7 protein-coding genes and 1 pseudogene are annotated in these 8,479 nt (G+C 64.1%); all 8 read left to right on the top strand.

What is annotated here, in order from left to right; genetic code table 11:
- Positions 1 to 265: 265 nt before the first annotated feature.
- Positions 266 to 478: pseudogene (locus tag ABD808_RS38580) on the top strand (helix-turn-helix domain-containing protein); the annotation flags it as partial.
- Positions 479 to 1,843, top strand: coding sequence for a hypothetical protein (locus tag ABD808_RS24190; RefSeq protein ID WP_344900519.1), 1,365 nt, complete (start codon positions 479 to 481; stop codon positions 1,841 to 1,843).
- Positions 1,840 to 2,370, top strand: a complete 531-nt coding sequence (locus tag ABD808_RS24195; RefSeq protein ID WP_344900521.1) for a GNAT family N-acetyltransferase — start codon at positions 1,840 to 1,842, stop codon at positions 2,368 to 2,370. Before ABD808_RS24190 ends, ABD808_RS24195 begins: the two co-directional genes overlap by 4 nt.
- Positions 2,371 to 2,649: 279 nt before the next feature.
- Positions 2,650 to 2,823 carry an FxLD family lanthipeptide gene (locus tag ABD808_RS24200; RefSeq protein ID WP_344900523.1) on the top strand — a complete coding sequence of 58 codons (174 nt, stop codon included), beginning with the start codon at positions 2,650 to 2,652 and terminating at the stop codon, positions 2,821 to 2,823.
- Between the two features lie 63 nt (positions 2,824 to 2,886).
- Entirely contained in the window at positions 2,887 to 5,853 is a 2,967-nt protein-coding gene (locus tag ABD808_RS24205) for a lantibiotic dehydratase (protein WP_344900525.1), read from the top strand.
- On the top strand, positions 5,828 to 6,922 hold the full coding sequence (locus ABD808_RS24210; protein ID WP_344900527.1) for a lanthionine synthetase C family protein: 1,095 nt from the start codon (positions 5,828 to 5,830) through the stop codon (positions 6,920 to 6,922). Before ABD808_RS24205 ends, ABD808_RS24210 begins: the two co-directional genes overlap by 26 nt.
- A 10-nt stretch (positions 6,923 to 6,932) precedes the next feature.
- A complete protein-coding gene (gene fxlM / locus ABD808_RS24215) occupies positions 6,933 to 8,162 on the top strand; it encodes a methyltransferase, FxLD system (protein WP_344900529.1) in 1,230 nt (409 codons plus the stop codon).
- A 48-nt stretch (positions 8,163 to 8,210) separates the two neighbouring features.
- A partial coding sequence (locus tag ABD808_RS24220) for a TCP-1/cpn60 chaperonin family protein (RefSeq protein ID WP_344900531.1) occupies positions 8,211 to 8,479 on the top strand: 269 nt, incomplete at its 3' end.

Consider the following 8,479-nt stretch of genomic DNA (forward strand, 5'->3'; position numbering starts at 1 on the left):
CGGCTCGCGCCCGTCCGGAGATCGTCGGCAGACCCCCGTCCGTTCGGACGGGGGTCTCGCCTTTTTTGTGCTTTTAGGGCCCGAATGTGCATCCTGCACGAACATGACGCCGTCGCCGTGGGTGATGCACTCCTCGAGTGCCGCATCCGTAGTGCCCGCCTGTGGCATCTCTGTAGCAAGTTGGTGGCATCAAACGCTGAGCCTCGGGTGATACTGAGACCATGGCTCTCACAGCAGGCGACCCGTCCGCAGGGAAGAGCACGCTATGACCGCCACTCCAAGCAGTCCCCAATCTCTCCAATTAGCGCGTCGACGTTTTGCCCAGGCGCGCCGGTCGGCTGGGTACACACAGGAGACGCTTGCCGCTTATCTTGGAGTCGAGCGCACTACTGTTGCTCGCTGGGAGGGCGGTACATCCGAGCCGCAGCCGCACGTGCGCCCCAAGATCGCAGAGGCTATTAGGGTCTCCCGAGACGCCTTGGAAGAACTGATTGCGGATGTGACCGACGATCGGGCTGCATGGGCGATTCGGCTCCAGGCGGAGCGAGAGGTTCGGGGCTGGAGTAAGTACGAAATGGCGCGCCGTCTCTTCATGGCGGCAGGAATTTCCGGCGGCAACATCAAATCGCTCAACCGTCAGATACGCCAGTGGGAGCAGGGAATACATTTCCCGCGCGACTGGCGTACCACCTACACGGTGGCCTTCGGAATGGAAGAAGACGAACTCTTCGGAAACGTCGACAGGTCAGGCCGCCGTCCGACCACACTTGACCCTCTTCCTCATGGAGAGGAGGAAGACGTGGAACGCCGCGAACTCCTAGAAAGTCTCGCAGCTCTCGGCATTGGTATCTCGCCGGTGGGTCAAGCGCTGGAGAGCATCCGTAGCGGCATCGCGCGCACCTTCGAAAGCGATGAACGCCAGCAGATAGCCCACTGGGAGGAGACCGCCGTCGAGCACGGCTACGCCTATATGGCCGCACCGCCGGAACGCTTCGTCACCGATCTCGCCGTGGATCTGGTGACCCTTCGCCTGATTACTAAGGATATCGACAGGGATTCTCCGGTCTACAAAGAGTGGTGCCGTATCGGCAGTGTACTCGCTGGCCTCATGGGCAAGACGCTGAGCAACCTCGGCCAAACGAGAGAAGCTCGCCACTGGTGGCAGACCGCCCAGGCTGCCAGCGATAGTTCGACTGACGTGGAGACCCGCCTGTGGGTGCGAGGCGAACGTCTCATCCATGGGTTGTATGAGCGGCGCTCGCCTCATCTCCTGATCAGACACGCGAACGACGCGATGGAACTCGGCCAGGGACATACTTGCGCAGGACTGGCGCACGTCAGTACCGGGCGGGCCCAAGCACTGGTCTTGGCAGGCATGAACGAGGCAGCTGAAAGAGAACTGTCGCGATGTGAACAGATTTTTAGCGACCTCCCCGGTCAGGTCACTACTGAGACGAATTCTGTGTTTGGCTGGGCTGTGAGTCGACTGGCCTACACTCAAACCTGGGTTTCCGCTTGTGGTGGAGATATCGCCAAAGCAGATACCAATGCGCGGCGAGCATTGCAAATCTATCCCGCCAGTGACAACCGGACGCCGGTCCAGGTCAAGCTCATGCGTGCGCTGGCCTGCACTCAAGCCGGAGATATCACAGCAGGAATCTCCGAAGCTCAGGCCATATATGAAGTCGTACCGGCTGAACATCGGACGACGATGGTCACGGATTTGGCCAGACGTGTCCTGAGCCCAATATCGCTGGAAGCCCGGCGACGGAGCGACGTCATGGCTTACGAGGAGCTCTTGGCAACCTCAGCCCAGTCCAGCCAGAAAGCCATCAAATCATGAGTGACTCGACATTTGTCCGGCGTACGGGCGACCAAGCCCTTGCCATGCTCGGTGATTTAACTGATTTGTACCTGGATGTACGTAGCCAGGGTACGTATCGCGACGACCCTTTGTTCAGTCGCGCTCAGTTCATGGCCCGCACCGAAGACCAGGCTCGTCGGCCTGGGTTTGAGTTGGTCACGGTGCATGCTGACCACGCCTTGGCAGGCTTTAGTTTTGGCCTTCCCTTTTCTTCTGGGAGATGGTGGGCAGGTGCCGAATATCCACCGGACAATATTTTGGAAGCCGCTAAGTTCGCCGTGATCGAGTTGGACGTCGGGCGCGCTCATCAGGGAAGAGGGTTGGGAAAGGCTCTCCTGGGCGAATTGCTCAGCGGGCGTTCTGAAAAAAATGCGACCCTGGCCGCCATCCCGGAGTCGGCAGCGCACGCGATGTACGAACGATGGGGTTGGCGCAAGGTGGGCATCATCGGCGGAGAAGGGCCGATGATGGATGCGATGGTGCTCGCACTTCCCGTGACTCGATAGGGGTCTGAGTCGGGATGCCGGGCCCTCCGCGCGTCCCTAGAGGCCCGTTCGATTTCTAGGCCCCGGGTCGGGGAATACGCTCACCAGCCCCAATGCGGACGAAATTGTGGGGATTCCCCAGGAGCGCAACCTCCAAGAACCGCGCGGCAGACACCGCGCCCCGTCTTCCGCCGAGGAAAGGAGGTGAGTACAGGTCCATGGACCCTCCGGTTCGCGTCAGTTCCGGTCGGTAGAGCGTCGAGCCCCGACCTCCAATCAGCAACGGAGAAATGAGGATTCATGAGCGCAACCCCGATCGAGACCAAAGAAGCCTTCGACCTAGATGTGCGGAACGCCTTCGACCTGGACGTGCGGGTGGAGACGGGGCGGGTCCTGCCTTCGGCTATGGGATGCAACACCGACGACGGGTGCGGGACGACCTGCGAGATCTCGGCGTGTAATTCGCAGCAGTGACAAGGGTTGGGCCGGGCGTTGGCGCGCTCGGTCCACTACCCCGCTTTATCGAAGAAGGTTGGAATGCTCGATTACCGGCACCACGGAATCGGATTGCTGCGCGCGTCTACTACAAATATGAAGCCGCCGCGTTGGCCGGTGTTGTCCGACGAGGCGGATTGCGTGATGTGGTTAGGCGATGTTTGGCCGCCGATCGCTGAGGCGGTGGGGCACGCGAGTCCGGTTCTCGCGACACGGGTTGGGGCGATTCTTCACGGTGCCGCCATGTCGGGCCGTGATGTGCGGCGGGCGACGTCGGCTGTGGTTCGGTACGTGCTGCGCTATGGGCGTTCGACACCGTTCGGGTTGTTCGCCGGGGTCGGCTCTGCGTCGGTCGGGGGTTCAGCGGTTGCGTGGTTCGGTGAGCGTCACCGGCCGGTGGTGCGGGTCGATAGCCAGTGGATGCGCCATGTTGTTGAGCGCTTGGAGGCGTGCTTTGAGCTTCTGGCTCAGCTCGATGTGGTGTTTACCGACATGGCGGAAGAAGGCTGCGGAAGGTTGACTCTGCCAGGTGCGGAGGTGGTGAGTATCCGCTGTTCGGATGCGGTCACGTTGGTACGGGATACCGCTGCTGTCCCGGTGCGGTTCGGTGCGTTGGTTGACGCTCTCGCTGATGCTTTTCCGGGCGCTGGTGAACCGTCGCGGATGCTGATTTCGTTGCTGAACAACGGTTTCCTGGTGTCGTCGCTTCGCGCTCCGAGTACCGTCACCGATCCCCTCGGATTCGTTGTGGATCAGGTTCGGAGCCTGGAGGTCGAGGGTCTTCCGGTCGCTTCGCTCGTGTGTGAACTGGGTGAGATTCACCAGGAGGTCGCGGCGCACAATGCCAATCCGAGTGCGAAGGCGCGGACGGCGATCGTCGCCCGGCTGCGGCAGTTCAGCGATCTTGCGCAGGTTCCGTTGTCGGTTGACCTTCGCCTTGACGCCCATGTGCAGGTTCCGCACGCGGTCGCGAGGGAGATGGAACACGCGGCCGGGATGCTGGCTCGTCTGGCGCGTGAGCACACCGGCAGCCGACCATGGCGGGAGTACTTCGCCGCGTTCTGCGATCGGTACGGCACCGGGACCCTGGTGCCGTTGCGGACGGTGGTGGACTCCAACGCTGGGCTTGGGCTGCCGCGCGGCTATCCGGGAAGCCCGGAGGCGGGCGGGCGGCATGTGTTCTCCGAGCGGGACCGGGTGTTGTTCGCGTTGGCCGCTGAGGCGACCACGCGCGGGGATCGCGAGATCGAGCTGACCGATGCCATGGTGGATCGTTTGCTCGCCGCCGGGGGTGAACCCGATTCGCTCCCGCCGCATGTTGACCTCGGCGCACGTATTCACGCGACCAGACTGGAAGCGCTTGAACACGGTGACTACACGTTCACCTTGGTACCGGGGCGCGCGGCCGGGACACTTACGTCGCGGTTCACCTCGCTCGTGCCGGGGCTGGAGCCGGTGTTCGCGCAAGTGCCGACGACAGCCGCAGATGTGGTACCGGTGCAGTTGTCGTTCACGCCGACGTTTCCCCGCGCTGAGAACGTCGCCCGCGTTCCGCGCTACCTGCCCGATGTAATCTCGGTCGGCGAGCACGCGCATGCCGGGGTGATCGAGGTTGACGACCTGGCGGTCACGGCGACCACGCGACGCTTGCACCTGGTGAGCCTGTCGCTCCGCCGCGTTGTGGAACCTGTCGTGTTGCACGCGCTCGCGCTCAAACAGCAGCCGCCGCTCGCGCGCCTGATCGGGGAGTTGTCCCGAGCGCTCGACGGCGGTTGGATCGGGTTCGACTGGGGTGCGGCCGAGATGTTGCCGTTTCGGCCCCGCCTGCGCTATGGGCGGGCGATTCTGTCGTCGGCACGGTGGCGGCTGTCTCGCACGGATCTTCCCTCCGACGTAACGGTATTGGATAAGGCTCTTAACCAGTGGCAGAAGACTTGGCGATGCCCGGCGCGGGTCGAGCTGCGTGACTTCGATCAGCATCTTCCGCTCGATCTTGAGGTGCCCGCACATCGCGAAGTTTTGTACCGGCACCTACGGGCCAACGATGACGCCGTACTCGTTGAAGCGCCCGAACCCGAGGCCGACAACTGGTGTAGCGGCCGCGCGCACACGGTCGTGTTTCCGATGACCTCTCAACGAAAGCCCGTACCGGGGCCGCGGGTGGAAGTGCTGCCCGTTATCGGGCGCGATCACGGGCACGTGCCTGGTTCATCCGGCGCGTCCTGGCTGTACGCCAAGCTGTACGTAGGCGAACACCATATGAACCCACTCCTGGTGAACGAGCTGCCCACGCTTCTGGACGATTTGGGTGAGCGGGCGTGGTGGTTTGTTCGTTATCCGCAGGCGCGGGAAGAGCAGGAAGACGATCATCTGCGGCTACGCATCCACGTCGACAACGACATCAGTAGAGTGCTCACGGCGGTGGCCGAATGGGCGGATCGGTTGCGCACCGATGGACGGTTGAACCGGACGGCCTTCGATACCTACTACGCGGAGACCGGCCGCTATCTGGCAATCGAGGAAGCCGAGTCGGTGTTCGTGGCGGATTCCCGATTCGTGCTTGCCCTGCTGACCCACGTCCGCGGACCCAAGCCAGTGGTTGTGACTGCGTTGTCGATGTTCGACGTGGCCACTGCGTTTCTGGGCGACCGCGACCAAGCTGCGACGTGGTTGAGCAGGGAAACGCCGAAGGCCACACCTGATCGGGCCGACGTTGAGCAGGTGAGTCGGCTGGCACGCGGCCGACTGTTGCACGACGTCCCCGGATGGCCACAGATCGCCGGTGCACACCAGCAGAGGGCGGATGCGTTCGGCCGATACCGAAGCGCGTTGCCCGAACGCACGAACATCGACGCCGTGCTTCACTCGTTGTTGCACATGCACCACAACCGCGCTATCGGCGTTGATCGTGAAGGTGAGGCTGTGTGCTTGCGGCTTGCCAGGCAGGCCGCCGCGACCTGGCGCGCGTGTCACGGGGAGCGGCATGATCACCGCCCAGTCGTTGTCTGACGGCGCGGCAGGCGCGGCCTTGTTAGCGGCAGAACGAGGCGAAGACGCCCGCCCATGGCTCGCCGAGATGGTCGCTGGCCCGGTCATGGCGCACCCCGATGAGGCCAATCTGTTCCAGGGTGCTCCTGCGGTCGCGTTCACCCTCGCCACGCTCGGCCAGCCACGCGCTCTGGCCACGCTGGACCGGCATGTCGAAGCGATCACTCATACCAGGCTGGAGGCTGCGCATCGCCGCATCGATCGAGGTGAGCTTCCCGCGAAGCGGGAATTCGATCTGATCGCTGGACTCACTGGACTAGGCGTGTATCTGCTGCGCCGCCACGGCGGAGGCGAGCTGTTGCGCGACGTCCTTACTTATCTGGTGCGGTTGACCGAGCCACGCCCCGATGACCTGCCGGGCTGGTGGGCGCTGGATGGCCCGGCTGGTCCCGCCCCCAAGTGGGGGCACGGGCACGGGAACCTGGGTATGGCGCACGGCATCAGCGGCCCACTGGCGTTGCTGGCATTGGCGATGCGCCGAGGTGTCTCCGCTGATGGGCACGCCGACGCCATGCGGCGGATATGCCGGTGGCTGGACCGTTGGCGCTCAGGCGAACCACCTCGTATCTGGTGGCCGGGGGCGATCAGCCGCGCTGAACACGACCATGGCACGACCCGATCACCTGGCCCGTACCGGCCGAGCTGGTGTTACGGAACTCCCGGCATCGCGCGGGCCCAGCAGCTCGCGGGGCTCGCGCTTGGCGACCCATCGCGGCAACGGCTCGCTGAGGCTGCCCTCATATGGTGCGTGACCGACGAGGCTCAGCTCTCTCAGCTCAACGATGTGTCGCTGTGTCACGGCTGGGCCGGACTCGTTCAGACTGTGTGGAGGATGGGCGCGCATGATGAGCGCATCCGCGCTGTCGTGCCCCGTCTGCTGGACGGCCTCGCCGTCTCGCTACTTCGCCAGCCGCCGCACGAGCGCGGATTGTTGGTTGGGGAGACCGGCGTACTGCTGGCCCAGCACGCCGCGAGCACCAATGCACCACCTATCACGCGGTGGGACGCGTGTCTCCTGCTCAACGACTAGAAAGGACACGATGGACACCAACACCGCCGCAGCCGACGCCTTGCGCGCAACCATGATCGAGAAGGTCCGGAAGATGGGCTTTGCCCAGCGCCCAGAGGTCGAGCGCGTTCTGCGAAGTACGCCCCGGCATGAGTTCGTGCCCGAAGCGAGCCCGGACGACGCGTACAACCCTTATCAGGCGGTGATCACCCATCGGTTCTCCGATGGCGCGTCGTTGTCGTGCGCGTCCGCGCCATTCGTGGTCGCGATGATGCTCGACCAGCTCGATGTCCGGCATGGAAACCGCATCCTGGAGATCGGGGCCGGAACCGGCTACAACGCCTCGCTGCTCGCCGAGTTGGCCGGTGACGCCTCCAACGTCGTCACCATCGACATAGACGCCGAGGTGACGGCGCAGGCGTCCCGCGCATTGACGGCAGCCGGATACGACGGAGTACGGGTCTTCACCGGAGACGGCGCGGCCGGGGTGCCCGAGCACGCGCCGTACGATCGCGTGATCGCCACGGTCTCGCCGTGGGACATTCCGCGTGCCTGGTGGGAACAGCTTGCCCCCGGTGCGCGGTTGGTCGCTCCGCTGCGCTGGCGCGGGCAATCACGCGGTGTTGCGTTCACCTACACCAATGGGCGGCTGGTCTGCGACTCCAACGAGCTCAGCGGATTCGTCTACCTCGTCGGTGACGATGAGGGGGAACTTTCCGGGCCGATCACCCATGATGAAGCGATCAAGCTGCATTGGGACCGCGATCAGGTTGTTGTCCCCGAGGCGTTGCACGGGGTGTTGGGGGAGCCGCGCAGCACCGTATGGTCCGGGATCACGGTGGCTGGGGACGAGCCTTACGACGGCGTATGGCTACGGCTGACCGTCACTGACCCGCGCGTGTGCAGGATCAACGCACCCGCCGACATCCCAGCCGAGGTGTGCGATCCGATTCAAGCGGGCCGCTCACCGGTCTTGGTCGATGGCGATTCACTGGCCTATCTAGCCTCTCGCCGCCGCGAAACCGGCTCTGCCGTGCGGTGGGAGTTGGGCGCGCACGGACACGGTCCCGCCGCTGTCTACCTGGCCGAACACTTCTGCGCCGAGGTACGCGCCTGGTCGGTCCACCGCGACCAGCGCAAGCCCCAATTGGTCGTCTACCCGGCAAGCACGCCGGACCATGATCTGCATGGCACCATCATCGACAAGACTCACAGCCGATTCGTCCTCACCTACGACAACGGTCGCCGCCGCGATCGGTGAGTGGGGCACGGGCTCGGTAACGACGTACCGAACCCACCTTGCGTCCGCATGGCGAAGATCCTGGAATTCGAGGAGGACGCTCGCCGGGCTCTTGAGCGCGGCGTCAACGCTCTCGCGGACGCCGTCAAGGTGACGATCGGCCCGCGCGGCCGCAACGTCGTCATCGACAAGAAGTTCGGCGCGCCGACCATCACCAACGACGGTGTCACCATCGCCCGCGACGTGGAGCTGAAGGAGAAGAAGCACCGCCTTGAGGACGCCATCTCGGCGACCCGCGCGGCGATCGAGGAGGGCATCGTCGCCGGTGGCGGCGCGGC

Origin of the sequence: Actinomadura meridiana (assembly GCF_039537545.1) — a bacterium.
Lineage (GTDB): Bacteria > Actinomycetota > Actinomycetes > Streptosporangiales > Streptosporangiaceae > Spirillospora > Spirillospora meridiana.

Bases quoted from the DNA above. Each gene is read 5' to 3' on its own strand.
- fxlM (WP_344900529.1), top strand. From the start codon at position 6,933: ATGGACACCAACACCGCCGCAGCCGACGCCTTGCGCGCAACCATGATC.
- ABD808_RS24195 (WP_344900521.1), top strand. From the start codon at position 1,840: ATGAGTGACTCGACATTTGTCCGGCGTACGGGCGACCAAGCCCTTGCC.
- ABD808_RS24200 (WP_344900523.1), top strand. From the start codon at position 2,650: ATGAGCGCAACCCCGATCGAGACCAAAGAAGCCTTCGACCTAGATGTG.
- ABD808_RS24205 (WP_344900525.1), top strand. From the start codon at position 2,887: ATGCTCGATTACCGGCACCACGGAATCGGATTGCTGCGCGCGTCTACT.
- ABD808_RS24210 (WP_344900527.1), top strand. From the start codon at position 5,828: ATGATCACCGCCCAGTCGTTGTCTGACGGCGCGGCAGGCGCGGCCTTG.